This is a genomic window from Helicobacter mesocricetorum, assembly GCF_900198605.1.
GTDB lineage: Bacteria > Campylobacterota > Campylobacteria > Campylobacterales > Helicobacteraceae > Helicobacter_D > Helicobacter_D mesocricetorum.
This window is the reverse complement of the sequence record NZ_FZPJ01000051.1, coordinates 1-17943: the sequence shown is the minus strand read 5'-3', so window position 1 is coordinate 17943 and position 17943 is coordinate 1. Positions and strand designations below refer to the sequence as shown.

Below are 17943 nucleotides of genomic sequence, written 5' to 3'. Positions count from 1 at the left end.
CGCAAATGATTTTTTGTATTCATGTGCGACACAGCTCCGTATCTACACTTGATTCTTCATCGTCATGCTCCAATATGTATAAGAGACAGGTATAGGAGAGTTTATTATTCATACTATCCATAGTATAAGAATTACTAGGGTTTAATGTAGAAATGTTTTTAGAAGTTTTATTGTGAGATTGCATATTCTCTCCTTTTTGCCCCCCCCCCCTAATATTTATTACATTGTTAGTTGGTTGCATTGGGACTCCTTTTTGTGTAAATGTAAATTTGTTGTTTTAAGAAAAAGTGTGGCTATTATAGTAGATTTAGGTAAAATTTTCAAGAAGCCCTATAATAATTAGCCCTAATAATCCCGCGAAGAATCCAGCGAGTAAATCATCCCCCATTACTCCTAAACCTCCTTTGATGGTTTTATCTACTTTACCTATGATGGAGGGTTTCCATATATCAAAAATCCTAAAAAAAATAAAGGATAAAATAATGCCAAATGTGGTATTGCCAACCATAGCGATACTTACCCAAACACCTGCAAGCTCATCAATGACAATTTCTTTGCTATCGTGCTTTAATCCCTCCTTTTCATAATGGTCGATGATTTTAATGCCAAGTGCTGAAACTAAAAGTGCTAAGAGAAAAAGTGTGGTGTGTGAGAAAGAAGCGATGAAATATGCAAATGGTATTGCGACTAAAGTCCCAATGGTTCCGGGTGCTTTTGGGGATAGACCACTAAAGAAGAGTGTGAGATATATCTTTGCTAATAAATCTTTTAAGCTACTAAAGGTAAGAAAAAAACTTTTATTTTGCATAAGATTCCTGATTAGAGATGTGTTTGGTAGAGTTCGATGAGTTTTAAATAAAAATCCTCTTCGCTTTGCTCTTGTAAGATGCCATTTTTTGAAAACATTGTTTGGTATTGTTTAATAATGTGCTGGAAACGTTTGGGGAAGAGGCGACTAAGGATTTTAGCCGATATTTCTTTTCGCACTAAAATAGTAGGGGGGATTAATCCTGCTTTTAAAATGCTTTGGATGAAATTAGAGGAATAATTAATATGGTGGTGTTTTCCGTGCGGACAGGTTTTTGCGCTTACAATAGCGTTGCACTGGTCGCAATAGACAAATTCACTAAGGAGTTTTACTTTTATTTTAATGTTTTTGGTAGTGTCAAAAATGGAATGGATTTTTTGGTGGTCATAGTAAAGCGCTAAGTTTGGATAGTTTTCCCCAATAACCATTCTCTCACAGCCTAGATTTTGAGAGAGAATAGCGTCTAAGATTATTCCGTGTGCGCCTGCAAAAAGGTAAATATTATCTAAGGGAAAAATTATAATTTTGCCCTTTGGCAAAAAGTTTTCAATCACATATTCTAAGCATTCTTTGCGAATTTGAAAGTCTAGTAAATCTTCGTTTTGCTTACGCAAGAGCAGTAGGATTAATAATTGGTTTTTATCTACAATAAGTCGGAATATATGTTCGTGAATCCTCGTAATAGGGGAGGTGTCTAATATCATTGAAGTAATATTTTGTGCTTTGGTTGTTTTTTTAATTTGTAGGATTTTATCTTTTGAGATTCTATTTTCAAAGAGATTGTTTGTGAGCGAGGTTGTAATGCTGTATTCCCCACAAATTGCATAATTACCTAATCGACGATAAATATCTTGTGCCTTTTGCGAATAAACATCCCCACTCATAATCTTCAAAAGTCTTTCTTGCTTGTTGATAGAAAAGCTTGAATCAACCTTGAGTGTGCCATAGACTTGATGGTTATAGATTAAGTCTAATATCTCCCCTTTAGTAGCGGTTTTAATAATTTCTTCATTGCGCTTTCCTGCAGGTGCTAGGACAAAGGAGAAGGGAAAGCTTTGGTTGTTGTAAAGACCGCTTTTATCAACTTCTAGCATTTTTGCTTCATCCATTAAATGCGTTACGGGATAGAGCAATCCTTCTTGGCATAAAAGCAAGGCAAAAATAGCTTCTTTGTCAATGAATAGTGATTTATTTTTTCTTTGCGATTCCATATTTCTTTCTTTTCTCCCATAGGCTTTTTCTGGACATTCCAAGCTTTTTACTAAGCTCTGTATCTGGGTATTTATCTTCAAATTTTAGAATGGTTGTTTTGACATATTCATCGACACTTAAAATATCTTCTTCAAAACTTTGGGGAATGTTTTTGATGTTTATTTGATGAACATTGCTTAGGCTTTCTATCTCTTCACCTAAGCAAGAAAGTATTATGGGTGCATTTTTTAATTTTTTTAAAAATTCCTCTCTTTTGTCTTTGGTAAGTGTTTCAAATCCGATGATATAGTTAAGCTGTTGTTTGGAGATACTTTTTAGATAATCTTGGAATTTGGGGGTTTTATAAAGAGAATGGAAGTTGATGGATAGTTTTTTTACAAAAGCGTAATTGATAACATAGGTATCAATAGTCTTTTGTGAAACACTTTTGATAATCAGAGGAAAAGAGATTTTTGTATTAATGGCATAGTTTGGGTTGATTAGAGAATTACAAAAATAATCTTTATAAAAAGAAATTTCTTTTTGTAGTCGTTTGTAGCTTGTAAAGTGCTTGATTTTTCTAATGAGTTCATCAATCATAAAGGGCTTTACAATATAATCACTAGCCCCAGCTTGTAGGGGGAATGTAACGGTATCATCATTGACATAAGGAATCATTAAAATAATGATAGCGTTTTGGAATTTTTCGATTAATGGATAAAAGTCTTCTCCTGCGATGTTTGTGGATAATAAAATAATATCTACTAGTTGGATATTAAGAGCTTCCTTGACGCTGGATATATTTTCACAATCAAACCCTAAATGGTTTAGTTTTGTCGCAATACTCTGTGCTAAGTAAATTTCATTTTCTACGATTAAAATTTTCATCATTCTTCCTTGATTAGTTATTGTGCCATTGAAAATATGCTAAAACGACATTGGAATGGACTAAAATCCCTTCTTCTCTGCCGATGAAACCAAGTTTTTCTGTCGTCGTGGCTTTTACATTTACGCAAAATAAGGGAATGTCTAAGAGTTGGGCGATATTTTTTTCTATGGCTTGTTTGTAAGGAGAGATTTTTGGTTTTTGCGCAAATATCGTGATATCTACTTGCTCAATAGTGTAGCCAACATTGAGTGCAAAATTAGTGATTTGCTGTAAGAGCTTTGCAGAATCTGCATTTTTGTAAGTTTCATCATTATCAGGAAACCATTCTCCAATATCTCCTGCTCCAATTCCTCCCAAGATAGCATCACTTAGGGCGTGTAAGCATACATCGCCATCACTATGTGCAATAAGTTTAAATTCACAAGGAATAGGGATACCACCTAAGAGGATTCCCTCTCCTTTGTCTAAGATGTGAATATCGCTACCGCAACCAATAATGGTTTTGGGGCTTGGTGGAGGCAGTGAAAAGCTTGATAGGTCTTCTGGAGAAGTTAATTTTTTGGATTGTGGTGAGCCTAAAACGAATCCTATTTTTCCACCATTTGCATAAATGGCACTGCTTTCATCTGTGTAAGAAAGATTTTGTAGGGCATTTTTGAGAATTTTTGTTTTGCTTAGTTGAGGGGTTTGAATGATTTTTATTTGCTCCCTTTGGAGATATTCTAAATTTTTATTGTCATAGGCAATGGTATCATTAATAGGGATATAAGGGACAATGCAATCATAGTTATTAGCCTCTAAGATGATTGCATTAAATACATCTCTAGGAATGCTACAACGCGCAACATCACTCACTAAAACTAGCTCTTCATCTACTTGTGATATGGCGTTGTTAAGGGATTCTTGTCGTGTTTCTCCACCTGTTGTAAGGAGAAAGTCTAGTCCAAAGGAATCAAGGTATTTTTGCATATATTTTTTTTCATCTTCTTTTGCGCTGATAATGACTTTGCTAAAAAGATAATAGCTATTTATCTCTTGGGCTACTTTTAGCCATAGGGGAAGTTCCCCTATACGCAACCATTGTTTTTTGGGAATCTTTTTTGTTTGAAATCGACTGCTATCTCCAGCACTTAATAAAATGAATGCAATTTTATGCAAATACTGCCCTTTGCTTTTCTTTATTGGGATTATAATACAAATAAGCTTTGATACTTCTTGAATGGCTCATAGGCTAAAGTGGTGAGATTTGTTGGTTTTTATCGCATTGGCGATTAATTCCAAAGGATGTTTAAAGGGAATATCGACATTTTCTTGATAGAGCGCATTACTTAGCTGCATTCTACAAGCACTGCATTCTGCGCTTACATACATTGCTTGGGTTTTATCTATCATTTTTGCTTTTTTGCTTCCTACTTTACTAGCGAGTTTAAAATGTTCGGTTTGCATAGTAACTCCCCCAAAACCGCAACACATATTAGAATCTTCCATTTCTATTAAAGTGTAATTTTGTGCTAAGAGTTCTCTTGGTTCTCTCCATACTCCCAATACCTTTCTAGCGTGGCAGGGGTCGTGATAGGTTAAAGTGGGTTTAGGGGCTGTTTGGATATGGCTTAGGTATTCTTTAAGATTGGTGGCATTGGCTAAGTATTGTGTCGCCATATGAATCTTGGGTAAAATCTTTTGGATTCTTTGTTTAAATTCTGGATTATTTTTCATAAATCTTTCCCAATCTTCTATCACCATTGCTGCACAAGTTGCCTCTGGGATTAAAATAGCATCTACTTCATCAATAAAGGTTTCAAAATATTCTACATTGTGTTTAATAAGCTTATCTACACTTTCAAAATCCCCTGTGAAATATGCGGGCGCTCCACAGCATTGCTGTGCTTTTGGAATCATTGCATTAATCCCTAATTTTTCTAAAATATAAAGCAGTGATTCGCCAATTTCTTTGTAGTTATAGTTCCCCAAACAACCAATAAAAATCGCTACTTTTTTATCACTCTTTGAATCAAAGGTTAGGTATTCTTTGTGGGTGTTTAAAAAGCTTTTTTTATGGGTTTTAGCAAAGATTCTATTATTAATAAGAGGAAGTTTAAAGCGAGGGATTATAGAGCTTTTATCTTGACTTTGCTTAAAGAGTAAGGGCGTAAAAAATGCAATAATCTTAAAGCTAAAATCCATAATTTTGCGGTGCTTTAGGAGATAGAAAAAGACTTTTTTAAACCAGCTAATTCCGTATTTTTGTGCTAGTTCATAGCGGATATTTTCGATAAGTGTATCTGTGGGTAGGGAGTTTGGGCATACACTCACACAAGTGGTGCATAAAAAGCATTTTTCAAAAATTTCTTTTGCGTGTTTATCCAAAGGGATTTCTTGCCTCTGATAAGCACCTAATAGGTCAATAAAGCCTCTAGGAGAAGTCGCTTCATCACCATTAATGGCAAAAATCGTGCAATCTGGAAGGCATTTTCCACATTTCACACAAGCATCACTTGTTGCTAGATAGTTATAATTTTCAAAATGTGCCATCTTTTGTCCTAAATTGTTTTGCTAAAAACTTTCTGCCCTTGTGAGATTTTTTTTAAATAAATATCAAAAACCATTGCGATATTGCGGATTAGTAAGGCTCCTGTTTGGCTAACTAGAATTTTATTGTCTTTAAGGGTGATTAATCCTGTTTCATTAAAGGATTTGAGATTTTCTAATTCCTCATTAAAGTAATCTTTGAAATTAATAGAAAAATCTTTTTGGATTTGCGTAAAATCAAGTTGGAAATTACTCATTAATTGCATAATAACACTTTTTCTAATTTTATCGTCTTGATTGAGTTTAATGCCTCTACAAAAGGGTAGCTGTCCCTTTTGCAAAGATTCTTGATAAAGGGGCATTTCTTTGTAGTTTTGGGCATAATAACTCTCCCCCTCACCAATAGAGGTTAGCCCAATTCCTATGGTTTGTGTTCCGCCTTTTGTGCTGTATCCTTGAAAGTTCCTTCTTAGCTCTCCTTTTTGTATGGATTGAAAAAGCTCATCATTTTCCTTTGCAAAATGATCCATTCCAATCGTTTTATATCCTGCTTCTTGTAGGTAAGTAATGGTATATTCTAGAATCTTTAGCTTTTCTTCAGGGGTTGGTAGGGTAGTTTCATCAATTTTTCGCATAGTTTTTTTAAGCCACGGCACATGGGCGTAATTAAAAATAGCGAAACGTTCAGGGTCTAAACCTAGACAAGATTTGAGAGTTTGTTTAAAGGTTTCTAGGCTTTGGAGAGGTAGTCCATAGATTAAATCCAAATTGATTGAGGGGATGTTGAAACTTCTTGCAATTTCGATAGCTTCTTTTACTTGTGTAAAAGGCTGGTGTCTATGAATGGCTTGTTGCACTTCTTTGTTAAAGTCTTGTATCCCAAAACTTAAGCGATTAAATCCTCCATTTTTAAGCACTTGCATTTGCTCTGTGTTGAAATATCTTGGGTCAATCTCACAAGCAATCTCTGCTTCCTTGTCGAAGTTTGGAAAAGTGGTTTTTAAGAGATTGATAATAGTTTCTAACTCTTTTGCATTAAAAAAGGTTGGTGTCCCCCCTCCAAAATGAAGCTGATAAACGATTTTTGTGGTATCCATAGAATGTTTTAAGATTTCTAATTCTTTTTTGAGGTTTTGTATGTAATGTTGTTTGTTTTCTTCTTTGCTTGTATAAATAACATTGCAACCACAAAAATAACAAGCGGTGCGACAAAAAGGGAGGTGAATATATAAAGAGAGGGGGTTTTTGTCTTCTCTTAGGTCTTTCAGATAAGAATCTAAAGTATAAGATTCGCCAAATTCTATGGCGGTTGGGTAACTTGTGTAGCGAGGACCGGGCTTAGAATAGGTGGCAAACTTTTTAAAATCTATCGTAGATTGCATAGGTTATATTCTTATGTTATTCATAGTGTTATTCATATCAAAATTAATAAACAAATAGGGATAACGTTTTTTGATGTTTTGGATAATCTTTTTAGGGTCTTTTTTGTAGTTTTTGATTTCTTTTAAGGCGATACACCAAACATCATCAAAATCAATAGGCATACTTTTGTAAATCTCTTGCTCTAGCTTAAAGAGGTATTTATCTTCTTCTAGCTTTTTAGCAGATTCCATAAGGGCTTTGACGATTTTTGCAGAGAGCAGATAGTATTCTTCATTGTTGCTGTCTTTGAGGCAATATGCTAATGAATCTTTAGGGAAATTTTGAAGGGATTCTGGTAAATCAGAAATATGTTTGTGGGTTTGCATAATTGCTTGTTTAAGCTTTTGGTAACAATTTGTTTCTTTGTGCTGTATTAACGATTTTGATGTAGCCAAACCATAACTCCTTTTTGTGTATGTAAGCGATTTTCTGCTTCTAAAAAAACCTTGCTTTGTGTGCCTTCTAAAACTTCTTGTGTAACTTCTTCTCCCCGATAAGCTGGTAAGCAGTGTAGAAAGATAGAATCTGGTTTTGCTAGAGACAAAAGTGATTTATTGACACAATAATCTTTAAATTCTTTTTTTCGTTGTTTTTTGTCTTTTTCTTGCCCCATAGATGCCCAAGTGTCTGTGGTAACAACATCTGCATTTAAAACGGCTTCTTTGGGGTCTTCCATAATTAATAATTTTGAGCCAGAGATTTTAGCAAATTCTTGGGCTTTTTGAAGAATCTCTGGTAAAACTTGATAATTTTTAGGGGAGGCGATTCTTAATTCAAATCCAAGTTTTGCAGCAAGCATTAACCAAGAATGCGCCATATTGTTGCCATCGCCGATATAAGCTACTATGGGATTTTGGTCTTTGTTGCATTCTTGCATTGTGAAAAAGTCTGCAAGTAATTGCATAGGGTGGAAGTCATCGGTTAAACCATTTATTACAGGAACACTAGAGTATTTTGCAAATTCCTCTAAACTTGAATGTTTAAAGGTTCGCATCATTATCATATCCACCATAGATGATAATACCCTGGCGGTATCTTTAATGGGTTCTCCACGGCTAAGCTGTATATCGTTGCTTGATAAGAAAATCCCCTTACCTCCTAGTTGATGAATACCCACTTCAAAGCTTACACGAGTCCTTGTGGAGCTTTTTTCAAAAATCATTCCTAGAGTTTTGTTTTCTAAAAGATTGCTATATTGACCTTCTTTTAGCTCTTTTTTGAGTTTTTTGGAGATTTGTAGAATCTCTAAAATTTCTTCTTTGCTAAAATCTGCTAAAGTCAAAAAATGTCTCATTTGCTACCTTGCAAAAATTAAAATCAATGTTTTTAAGATTAAAGAAAAGATTTTACAATATGATAACTAAAAATATTTTAATTTGTAAAAATATCAGGAAAAAGTATGCACGAATTTTCAGTGGTTTCTTCGTTGCTTGAGAATTGTGAGCGGATTGCAAAAGAAAATCAAGCTAGTAAGGTTTTGGCTATCCATTTAGAGATTGGAGAGAGGAGCGGAGTGAATCCGGATTTACTAAAAAAGGCGTTTTTGGATTTTAAAGTTGGCAGTATTTGCGAAGATGCAGAATTATTTATTGTGTTTGTTAAAGTGAATCTTTTTTGTGAGGATTGTAAGCAAAGCAGTGAAGTTGTGGGGATAAATTATACGCAATGCCCATTGTGTGGCTCTCCATCAGTTAAGATGATAAAAGGCAATGAAATGCTTTTGTTGCGCTTAGAGATGGAATAAATCGCGTTGTCTAATTCCCTCATAAAGCACAATTCCTACGCTAGTGGCGAGATTTAAACTTCTTGCATTATTTTGCATAGGGATTGTTAGTGTTTGTTTGGGGTATTGTGTAAGTAAAGAAGGGTTTAATCCCCCATCTTCCCTTCCAAAATGTAAATATGCGCCGTTTTTTAAGTTTGCTTTATAATAGGCTAATGTGCTTTTAGTGGTGAGGTAAAAATGCTCTAAGGAAATAGCAGAGCCTAGAAAAGACTCAAAATCATCCCATTCATAAAATTCTAAATTCTTCCAATAATCCATTCCAGCTCTTTTAAGCTCCTTTGCCGAGATTTTGAAGCCTAAGGGGTGAATAAGGTGTAAAATGGAATTGCTTGCAAAACAGAGTCTTCCTATATTTCCGGTATTTTGAGGTATTCTTGGTTGATGAAGAACAATGTGAAATTTCATAGAACTTTTATCCTTCGATATTGAGAGGAGATTTTGTGGGAGTTGTGCTTAAGGGTTTAGAATCCGCTTGTGGGTTTAGGGGTTTTGATAATTGGTTATTTGTTTGTGGGGTTGTTGGGGATTCTTTTATAGGCTTTAATAAGGTATCCTTGGGATAAAGCTTTTCACCTTTAATGATAGCCTTAAAGAGTAGGGCAATAGCCTTGGAATTTTTTTTAAAGAGGCGATTAAGATGATTGGCAATTAATGTATTTTGGATATTTGTTGTATTTTTTTGTTGATTTGGCATATGATTTGGCATAATTCCTCCAACGGGAGAAATTGTAGCATAAAATTATGCTTTTTTATTGGCTAATTCCATTCTTATTTCTTTGCGTTTAATAGCATTTTGATGTCGTCTTTTTTCTTCATCAGTTTGTGGGATGAATTCCGGAACTTTAGCGGGTTTGCCATTTTCATCGACACATACCATTGTAAAATAGGCACTATTAGTATGAGTGTTGGAATGATTATACACATCTTCAGCAATAACTTTAATGCCTATTTCTAAAGAGCTAGTGCCTGTATAATTTACCGAAGCATTAAATGTTACAAGATTACCTACCGCTATGGGTTGTTTAAAGGTAATGCTATCAACAGATAATGTAACAGCGTATTTACTACAATATCTCGCCGCACAAGCGTAAGCAACTTGATCCATAAGTTTCATAATGTCTCCACCATGCACTCTCCCGCGAAAGTTTGCCATACTAGGTGTCATTAAGATAGACATTGATAGAGATTTCTTATCAAGATTAACTTCTTCCATATTTAAACCCTCATTCATTAATTTATTAAGCAGATTTTACAATTTTTTTTAATAATTTTTGTAAAAAAGTATTATTTTATTTAAACTTTTATTATAGAGATTGCCTATTCTACACATTAAGAAAATTCTATAATCTTAAAGCATTCTTGTGTTAGAATTTTGGATAAAGTTTTAGAGGGATTTAATGAAAGTTGTTATTACAGGTGGCGGGACAGGAGGTCATTTAAGTGTTGCAAAAGCTTTTTTAGAAGAGTCTTCTAAAAAGGGTTTAGAATGTATTTTTATAGGAAGTGATAAAGGGCAGGATAGAATCTATTTTGAAAATAATCCTAATTTTACTCAAAAATATTTTTTGCAAACTTGTGGAGTTGTTAATCAAAAAGGAATTAATAAGATAAAGTCTCTTTGGCATCAGCTTAGGGCTTTTTATGAAGCCTTAGGTATATTAAAGAAAGAAAAAATCGCTTTTGTCTTTTCTGTGGGGGGATATTCGGCAGCACCTGCAGCATTTGCTGCTATTTTTTTGAAGATTCCTTTGATGATTCACGAACAAAATGCAAAAATTGGACGATTAAATATTCTCTTGAAGCCTTATGCAAAACTTTTTTTCTCTTCTTATTTGGATACTTCTCCTACTAAATTCTATCCTATTAATCAAGCATTTTTTCAAACCGCCAGGATAAGGGATAGGATTCTAAATATTTTGTTTATGGGGGGGTCGCAGGGTGCTAGGGCAATTAATAATTTTGCCTTAAGTGTGGCAGAGGATGTAAAAGATAGAGGAATAAAAATCTATCATCAATGTGGTGAAAGAGATTTTGAGCGAGTGTATAAGGAATACCAGTTACTTCAATTAAAGTTGATGGTTTTTGAAGATGGGGATAATTTGGAGGGCGATTTTGATGTATGCTTGTTTAGATTTAGCCAACAAATGCCAGAGATTTTTAGAATCTGTGATTTTGCGGTATCACGAGCGGGTGCTAGCTCATTGTGGGAGCTATGTGCTAATGGGTTGCCCTCACTTTTTATCCCCTATCCTTATGCAGCTAATAATCATCAATATTTTAATGCAAAATTTTTAGAAAATCAGAATCTAGGCTTTTTATGTGAAGAAAAAGATTTGTTTGATAAGGTGTTATGGGATATTTTAGGGTATTTAGAGGATAATAGAATAAGCCAAATAAGTAAAGAATTGCAACAACAATGCTCTAGTAATGCCACAGAAAATATTTTACAAATAATTTTAAAGAATATTATGAGAGATGAAAGATAAACTTAAAACCTGTTATCATCATTTTTACTCCCATTGCCATAATAAAAATTAGCACAATTCTTGAAGAGACTTGCAAGATGAGTTTGCCAATAATATGTTCAATGGTGGTAGCGTAATGAAATAAAGTGAGCATAAAAAGAAAAGCTCCTATTATGGCAAAAATTGTGATGGCTAAACCACTTTCTTCGGAAATTACTGTGATAGTAGAGAGTGTTCCGGGTCCAACTAACATAGGGAAAGCCATAGGGACAACGCTTCGATTAAGTAATTCATTTTTACTTAAATTTTGATAATGGGCGAAATCTCCTTCTTTTTTGGAAATAAGAAGACTTTTAAGGCTAATGATAATTAATAATAAGCCACCAGCAATTCGTAAGTGATTAATATCGACTTTAAAAAGATAATTCATAATAAAAGAGCCAGAAAATAAAAAAACCATAACAATGGCAAAAGCGGTATAGAGTATTTTTCTAAAAAGATCTTTTCTAGTATTGAGTGCTAATCCTTCTGTCATATCAAGGAATTGTGGAAGATTTCCAAAAGGATTTAAAACCGCAATAATGGCTATTGCAGCAAGGAGTATAAAGTAAAGTTCTGATTGAATCTCAGCTAACATATTTATTCTTCCTTAAGGGTTAAAGCGTAATTGTAGCATTTTTGTTAAAAATTTTTATCACGAATTCTTAAAAAAATGGGGAATCTTGGCAGATTATTTGCTGTTAATCCAAAATATTTGTAAGTAATGATGGAATGGAGTGGAGGGGGAGATTTTCGTTCTTTATCACTAAAACCCGAGCCAATTTTGAAAGTCTTATCAACACCATTAATAGATGCTTGACAAAGGATAGCACCCAATTGTCCTTCAAACTTGCCTTTGCCTTGAGTGTAACCTACAACTTCACATTCGCTATCTTCGTAAGCTTTGTATTTATAGGCAATATTGGGCTTGATATTATCTCGTAAGATTAATCCCTCACCATTTCTTGCTAGAACTTCTTGAAAATAAGATTGCAAATGTTCTTGATTTTGGATAGGAATTTGTGGGATTATTTTTATTTGTGGAGCAAAATGAAATTTTAAATATTCTTCTAAAATTTCTAAACGTTCTTTTAAATGACACTTCTCACAAATATTAGGCACATCAAAGACATAGTAAGTAATTTGTCTCCATTCCTCTAAGGTGGATTTAGAATTGCGAATAATGCTTGAAGTTTCTTCAAAGCGGTTATAAGATAGCCATAATTCTCCATCTAGGCTAAATGGTGGAAAGTTTTCTAACCATTCTTTAGGGGGGTTTATTGGATAGTTATTTTTGCTAAGGAGGGATTTTCCATTCCAAATTCCACGAATCCCATCAAGTTTTTCACTCATAAGGGAGGATGAGGTTATTGTAAAAGAGTCTTTGGAATAAGTTTTGAAGGTTAAAGATTCCCCATATAGGGAATCTAAGTTTAAAAATATTAATAATGCAAAGAAAGTTTTATACAAGACCTTGCTCAATCATCGCGTTAGCGACTTTTCTAAAGCCTGCAATGTTAGCTCCTAATACTAAATTAGTAGGATCTTTAAATTCTTTTGCAGCCTCACTTGCACTTGCGTAGATATGTTTCATAATATTATGTAGTCTTTTATCGACTTCTTCAAAGCTCCAAGCAGTCATAGAAGCATTTTGACTCATTTCTAAACCACTTGTTGCCACTCCACCTGCATTAGCGGCTTTGCCCGGACCATAACAGATTTTTGCATCAATGAATTTATGCACAGCTTCAATGGTTGATGGCATATTTGCACCCTCACTAACACATTTGCATCCATTTTTGAGAAGAATTTCGGCATCTTTTGCATTAAGTTCATTTTGTGTGGCACTTGGGAATGCAGCAAATGCTGGAATGCTCCAAAGGGGATTATGATCTTTTGGATAATCTTTTATACCTGTCCATTTTGCACCTTTTTTTGCCTTTGCATAGGCTTCAAGACTATCTCGTTTAACCTCTTTAATTTCTTTAAGAAGTGCTAGATCGATTCCATTTGCATCGTAAATCATACCTTTTGAGTCACTAATAGTTACAGGTTTTGCTCCGAGTTGTTGGAGTTTTTCGATAGTGTAGATGGCTACATTTCCGCTTCCAGAGACTAAGCAAGTTTTTCCCTCTAAAGTTCCAAATTTACTATGTTTTAACATTTCTTCTGCAAAATAAACACTTCCATAGCCCGTAGCTTCTGTTCTTACCAAGCTTCCTCCCCAGAGTAAAGACTTACCTGTTAAGACACCATCATAACGATTAGTAAGTTTTTTGTATTGCCCAAAAAGATAACCAATTTCTCTTCCGCCAACTCCAATGTCTCCTGCTGGAACATCCGTATGCGCCCCAATATGGCGGTAGAGTTCATTCATAAAAGCTTGACAAAATCGCATAACCTCTCTATCGCTTTTTCCTTTGGGATCAAAATCACTTCCGCCTTTTCCTCCTCCCATTGCCAAACCTGTTAGGGAGTTTTTGAAAATTTGTTCAAATCCTAAAAATTTAATAATCCCTTCTGTAACACTAGGATGAAATCTTAAACCCCCTTTGTAAGGTCCTAAAAGTGAGCTAAATTCTATTCGATATCCTCTATTAACTTGAATCTCTCCCTTATCATCTTCCCAAGTTACTCTAAAATTTAGCTGTCTCTCTGGAATAACTATTCTTTCTAAGACTTTGAATTTTTCGTATCTTTTATCTTTTTTTAAAGCAGGTTCTATGGATTCTAACACTTCTCTGACTGCTTGATGGAATTCTATTTGGTCAGGATAGAGTTTTTGAACTTTTTGAATGATACTTTGAACATAAGACATAATTGCTCCTTGTGTAAGTTAAAATTTTGTAACCAAAATTCTATTGAAACTTTATTTAATATAATCTTATAAAACTAATTTTTTTTTTAAGTTATATTTTATAATTGGTATTTTTGTTTAGGAATTAGCGAAATTATGGATAGCATTTTTATGTTAATTTTTAGAAGTTTTGATGATAAATCTTTTAAGGGTTAAAGTATTTTAAAGTAAAGTGTAGGAATATGTTATTATTTTACCCATTAAATAAAGTGCTTAGGAAGTGGATTAAACAATGAAAATTATAGAATTTTTACAAAATAGTCGCTGTGAAGAGATTGAAGTTTTTTGTCAGAATCGGTTTAGGGATAATTTAATCTTTTTTCAGCAAGCAAATTTTACTATTTTTGAAGCTTTGCAAAAGCCCTCTAGGGAATATCAGCTTTATATTGGCAAAGAGGGGATAAATGTGATTAATCTTCAAAATAATACTTTGCTTTATCCTTTAGAAAATGGGCGATCTACTATGCTTACAATTCACGAAAATTTAGCCTTTGATCCTCCTATTAATGATAAATGGAATCGTGTTTGTGGCAATAAAATGTCGATGATGAATGAAAATTTTCCTTATAGTTCCCTTTGGGTAAATGAGATTTTAAATTTTACTCTTAATAGTGGAGGTGTTGAGCATTATCATCTACCAAGTAATTTTTTGCCTAATCTTAGCCTTTTTGGGTTAGGCGGTGGAATCTTTTTGCAAATTTTGATAGAAAAGTATCAAACAATTAATAATTTTTTCATTTTTGAAGAGTCTTTGGATTTATTTCGTATTGCTTGTTTTTTTGTCGATTTTGCTTCACTATTTAGCAAAGTAGAACGCAAGGGGGGATATATTTTTATAGAAAGTATTATGCAAAGAAATTATGCTTTGAATTTTTTTGCTTCGCGTAGAATTAGCACTGCTATTATAAGGTTTGAGCTTGTAATGTATCAAACTCCAATCACACAAAGCGCTCGTGCTTTAGTTTATGAATTGCATTCCCAATCACTTAGGGGTTGGGGAACTTATGAGGATGAGATTAGGGGGATTTGTAATAAGAGAAGTTTTTCTCTTAATCCTATGCTTATAGAACCCAAAAGAGTGAATGCTCCTATTTGTGTTGTTGCTACAGGTCCAAGCCTTGACTTTTTATTACCTTTTATTAAAAAGAATCAGGAAAAAATGATTATTTTTAGTTGTGGGACAGCTTTGAAGCCTTTATTAAAAGCAGGTATTAAGCCTGATTTTCAAATAGAAATAGAAAGACATAATTATTTAGATGGAGTTTTAAGAGAAGCTCCTTTAGGTGATATACCTTTGCTTTGTGCTTCTGTGCTTGATAAAAAGGCTAAAGAATTAGCAAAAGAGATTTATATGTTTGAACGTGATGGTTCTAGCGCAGCAAACCTTAATGCACCAAAGTTTAAAGTCAAATTTACTGCCCCTTTAGTTGGTAATGCAGGTGCTGCTTTGGCGAGTTATTTGGGGAGTGATGTGATATTGTGTGGGCTTGATTGTGGGTATAAAAAAGGTGTAAAGAAACACGCTGCTAATTCTTATTATGGAGAAGAGGACAAAAAGATACCCGAGGATGCTTATAGGGTTGATGGGAATTTTAGTAATGATATTTATTCAGATGCACTTTATTCACTCTCCAGAACTTCTTTAGAGGAGACTTTTAAGGTATTGAAACCCTTCACTATTTTGAATTTAAATGATGGGGCATACATTAAAGGTGCTATTCCTACTCATTTTGAAGATTTTGAATTAAAGTCTATTGATAAAAAAGAGGCTATTTTGCAGTTAAAATCACTTTTTAAAGATCCTCAAAAAGAGCAATTTTATACAAAAGATACGCAAAAATATCTCTTTGAAGTAATGGTTTTTAAAAACAAGATTTCTGACTTATTTAAAATGGAAGTTCATTCTAAAATTGATTTATTTTCTAAAGTGGATGCTATTTATGATGAAATATCCGCTACTGAAGCAAAAAATGCGTTTATTGGAATCTTATTTGGAGGTTCTTTAAGTCATTTTCTTTATGCTCTAGCTTTAGCTAGTATTCATTTACCCTATGATGATATGCAAAACTTTTGGCAAAAAGCAGGAGAGCTTTATAGAGAGGGGATGGAAAAAATGGTGGAAAATTTAAGAGAAATACTTTTAAAATGAAATTGGAACACTAATTGCTTTTTACGATAATACATCTTAAATCAAAAGGATTAGAATGACGACAAGAAAAACGATTTCATTAGTTTTAGCGGGAATGCTCTTTGGTTCAAATTTGGCAGTTGCTCAGACTACTGCTTTAGCGGATGGCTCACAAATAGCTTCTATGACAAGTTATGGGACAAGTTATACAACAGCAAGTCCGGTAGGTAATACAAACTTTCAAGGGAACAATAGAAACTCAAATACACCTGCTGTGCCTTTACAAGGTATTGAAGCGGGAGGCGATGATATAGTTATTCCTAATGCTCCTATGATTACTCCATCAAGCATTATTGAAATTAGTGCTATTGGAATGGGTGTTGCGCCAGAATCTACATTGTCTCCAGCACAAGCTTTGGCTCTGGCTAAAAGAGCAGCGATTGTAGATGCTTATAGACAAATTGGGGAAAAAATGTATGGAATTAGAGTGAATGCTCAAGATACCGTGAGAGATATGGTGTTGAAAAACTCTACTGTTAAAACAAAAGTGATGGCAATTATTAGGAATGCCGAAATTGTGGAAACCGTCTATAAAGATGGTTTATGTCAAGTGAGTATGGAATTAAAGCTTGATGGAAAAAGATGGTATCGTACTTTAACAGGCGAAGAGTTTTAGTTGCTCTTTTGCTTTCTTTTGCTTTTTTGATAGTTTTGGGCTGTGCAAAATATAGTCCAAAACTACAACAAACTACTCCTAAAATTATATTCTTTGCTACTAAAGATTTTCGATTCTATGATACAGGTTTTATTAAAGTATCACCCAATCAGACAGCTTTAGAAATTTTCAATACTGGACATTTATTGTTATCTTTTTTGAGTTTTAAAAATACAATTTGTTTGAATCAGCAATGTTATGCAAAAGATACCGTAATAAGGAGATATTTTGGTGATGATTCTCTGAAAGAATTGGACTTCCAACTTCTTTTGCAAGGTAAAGAGATTTTTTTAGGAGAAAACAAGATGCCTTTAGAGGATGGTTTTTATCAAATGATAAAAAGAGGAAATCTTGAAATTCATTATAAGGTATCAAAAGAAGGAATATTCTTTGAAGAAAAAAAGAATAAATTTGTTTTACGAATAGAAGGTTTTAAATAAATTTCTTTTGGAGAGTTAAAATCTCCCAAAATATCGGATAGCCCCGATTTTTTTATCAATAGTTTTTAATAGTTGTAGGTTTTCTGCACTTAAATTAGAGGTTTCTAATATATTCTTTGTTTGTTGGGGATCTAAAGTTGGGTTATATTTTTGTAAAATATCAAATCCCATTTTTTCTTCTTTATTGATGATTCCATTTTTATACATTGCTTCTCCTAATTCTGATAGAGCTTGATTGAAAGTAGAAGCAAAATTTTGTATTTTAGTTATCGTATCACTTTTTTCAAAGGAATCTTGAATAGCATTTGAGGTATAGAGACTAGTTTTATTGTCAAAAAGATTAAATAAAGATTCTGTTTTTGTTGCCTCTTGTGTTTTGAAAAGAGAATTATTATTTGATAAATCATTAGAAATATTATTGTTATTTGTCTTTTGGTTTTGGTAAGCTTTATCTAGTAAGCCCCACATAGAGTTATTTTTGTTATTAATATCCATAAGATTATCCTTGAATTCAATAAATTTTTCATTGAGCAAGCAAGAATTATTCCACTAATATGGAGAAAAAGAAGTATCCCTTGATGTATTCTCATTTATTATAACCCCCTCAACTATTTTTTTAATCCCTTTAATCTAACCAACTCTAACTTAACATTTATCCAACAACCAATAATTAT

Annotated in this window: 20 protein-coding genes and 1 pseudogene; 5 read left to right on the top strand and 16 right to left on the bottom strand. The window is 33.6% G+C overall.

Features of this window, described 5'->3' with window-relative positions:
* Positions 1-19 precede the first annotated feature (19 nt).
* From C6H18_RS08760 to argF, 9 genes are all read right to left on the bottom strand, one after another.
* Complete coding sequence (locus C6H18_RS08760) at positions 20-241, bottom strand: hypothetical protein (RefSeq protein ID WP_104722720.1); 222 nt, start codon at positions 239-241, stop codon at positions 20-22.
* A gap of 66 nt (positions 242-307) precedes the next feature.
* Positions 308-808: a phosphatidylglycerophosphatase A family protein gene (locus tag C6H18_RS08755; RefSeq protein ID WP_104722719.1), complete on the bottom strand. Its 501-nt coding sequence runs from the start codon at positions 806-808 to the stop codon at positions 308-310.
* Between the two features lie 11 nt (positions 809-819).
* Entirely contained in the window at positions 820-2019 is a 1200-nt protein-coding gene (locus C6H18_RS08750; RefSeq protein ID WP_104722718.1) for a sulfate adenylyltransferase, read from the bottom strand.
* On the bottom strand, positions 1997-2887 hold the full coding sequence (locus C6H18_RS08745) for a response regulator (RefSeq protein WP_104722717.1): 891 nt from the start codon (positions 2885-2887) through the stop codon (positions 1997-1999). Before C6H18_RS08745 ends, C6H18_RS08750 begins: the two co-directional genes overlap by 23 nt.
* A 13-nt stretch (positions 2888-2900) precedes the next feature.
* Positions 2901-4046 (bottom strand): bifunctional 2-C-methyl-D-erythritol 4-phosphate cytidylyltransferase/2-C-methyl-D-erythritol 2,4-cyclodiphosphate synthase, encoded by a 1146-nt coding sequence (locus C6H18_RS08740; RefSeq protein ID WP_104722716.1) that lies wholly within the window; start codon positions 4044-4046, stop codon positions 2901-2903.
* 66 nt (positions 4047-4112) lie between these two features.
* Entirely contained in the window at positions 4113-5420 is a 1308-nt protein-coding gene (locus tag C6H18_RS08735) for a (Fe-S)-binding protein (protein WP_104722715.1), read from the bottom strand.
* 8 nt (positions 5421-5428) lie between these two features.
* Positions 5429-6799 carry an oxygen-independent coproporphyrinogen III oxidase gene (hemN, locus tag C6H18_RS08730; protein ID WP_104722714.1) on the bottom strand — a complete coding sequence of 457 codons (1371 nt, stop codon included), beginning with the start codon at positions 6797-6799 and terminating at the stop codon, positions 5429-5431.
* 3 nt (positions 6800-6802) lie between these two features.
* Positions 6803-7234 (bottom strand): DUF2603 domain-containing protein, encoded by a 432-nt coding sequence (locus tag C6H18_RS08725; RefSeq protein WP_104722713.1) that lies wholly within the window; start codon positions 7232-7234, stop codon positions 6803-6805.
* Positions 7213-8133: an ornithine carbamoyltransferase gene (gene argF, locus C6H18_RS08720; protein ID WP_104722712.1), complete on the bottom strand. Its 921-nt coding sequence runs from the start codon at positions 8131-8133 to the stop codon at positions 7213-7215. The genes C6H18_RS08725 and argF overlap by 22 nt, the downstream gene beginning before the upstream one ends.
* Before the next feature lie 105 nt (positions 8134-8238).
* Between argF and hypA the strand changes: the two genes are divergently transcribed.
* A complete protein-coding gene (hypA, locus tag C6H18_RS08715; protein WP_104722711.1) occupies positions 8239-8583 on the top strand; it encodes a hydrogenase/urease nickel incorporation protein HypA in 345 nt (114 codons plus the stop codon).
* On the opposite strand, the gene C6H18_RS08710 is transcribed toward hypA, so the two are convergent.
* Genes C6H18_RS08710 through C6H18_RS08700 form a run of 3 tightly spaced genes read right to left on the bottom strand, consistent with a single transcriptional unit; the run spans position 8569 to position 9838 of the window.
* The gene (locus tag C6H18_RS08710; protein WP_104722710.1) at positions 8569-9030 is read right to left on the bottom strand and encodes a tRNA (cytidine(34)-2'-O)-methyltransferase; all 462 of its coding nucleotides are present in this window, start codon (positions 9028-9030) and stop codon (positions 8569-8571) included. The two genes, hypA and C6H18_RS08710, sit on opposite strands and share 15 nt — an antisense overlap.
* Positions 9031-9037: 7 nt before the next feature.
* A complete protein-coding gene (locus tag C6H18_RS08705; RefSeq protein ID WP_104722709.1) occupies positions 9038-9331 on the bottom strand; it encodes a hypothetical protein in 294 nt (97 codons plus the stop codon).
* 33 nt (positions 9332-9364) lie between these two features.
* The gene (locus tag C6H18_RS08700) at positions 9365-9838 is read right to left on the bottom strand and encodes an acyl-CoA thioesterase (RefSeq protein ID WP_104722708.1); all 474 of its coding nucleotides are present in this window, start codon (positions 9836-9838) and stop codon (positions 9365-9367) included.
* Between the two features lie 184 nt (positions 9839-10022).
* Between C6H18_RS08700 and C6H18_RS08695 the strand changes: the two genes are divergently transcribed.
* The gene (locus C6H18_RS08695; RefSeq protein ID WP_104722707.1) at positions 10023-11111 is read left to right on the top strand and encodes a UDP-N-acetylglucosamine--N-acetylmuramyl-(pentapeptide) pyrophosphoryl-undecaprenol N-acetylglucosamine transferase; all 1089 of its coding nucleotides are present in this window, start codon (positions 10023-10025) and stop codon (positions 11109-11111) included.
* Here C6H18_RS08695 and C6H18_RS08690 read toward each other — a convergent pair.
* From C6H18_RS08690 to gdhA, 3 genes are read right to left on the bottom strand one after another with little or no spacing between them, the layout of a single operon-like run.
* Positions 11092-11727 (bottom strand): MarC family protein, encoded by a 636-nt coding sequence (locus C6H18_RS08690; RefSeq protein WP_104722706.1) that lies wholly within the window; start codon positions 11725-11727, stop codon positions 11092-11094. The two genes, C6H18_RS08695 and C6H18_RS08690, sit on opposite strands and share 20 nt — an antisense overlap.
* A 44-nt stretch (positions 11728-11771) precedes the next feature.
* Positions 11772-12599: a DNA ligase gene (locus C6H18_RS08685; protein ID WP_267891875.1), complete on the bottom strand. Its 828-nt coding sequence runs from the start codon at positions 12597-12599 to the stop codon at positions 11772-11774.
* The gene (gene gdhA / locus C6H18_RS08680) at positions 12592-13947 is read right to left on the bottom strand and encodes an NADP-specific glutamate dehydrogenase (protein WP_104722704.1); all 1356 of its coding nucleotides are present in this window, start codon (positions 13945-13947) and stop codon (positions 12592-12594) included. The genes C6H18_RS08685 and gdhA overlap by 8 nt, the downstream gene beginning before the upstream one ends.
* Positions 13948-14218: 271 nt before the next feature.
* On the opposite strand from gdhA, the gene C6H18_RS08675 reads away from it, so the two are divergent.
* The 3 genes and pseudogenes from C6H18_RS08675 to C6H18_RS08665 all read left to right on the top strand — a co-directional run bounded on the left by C6H18_RS08675 (position 14219) and on the right by C6H18_RS08665 (position 17269).
* Positions 14219-16135, top strand: a complete 1917-nt coding sequence (locus C6H18_RS08675; RefSeq protein WP_104722703.1) for a motility associated factor glycosyltransferase family protein — start codon at positions 14219-14221, stop codon at positions 16133-16135.
* Between the two features lie 292 nt (positions 16136-16427).
* Positions 16428-16790, top strand: a pseudogene (locus tag C6H18_RS09745) (LPP20 family lipoprotein); the annotation flags it as partial.
* On the top strand, positions 16757-17269 hold the full coding sequence (locus C6H18_RS08665) for a hypothetical protein (protein WP_104722701.1): 513 nt from the start codon (positions 16757-16759) through the stop codon (positions 17267-17269). The pseudogene C6H18_RS09745 and the gene C6H18_RS08665, both read left to right, overlap by 34 nt.
* A 15-nt stretch (positions 17270-17284) precedes the next feature.
* Here the strand turns inward: C6H18_RS08665 and C6H18_RS08660 are convergent, their stop codons facing one another.
* On the bottom strand, positions 17285-17764 hold the full coding sequence (locus C6H18_RS08660) for a hypothetical protein (protein ID WP_104722700.1): 480 nt from the start codon (positions 17762-17764) through the stop codon (positions 17285-17287).
* Positions 17765-17943 lie beyond the last annotated feature (179 nt).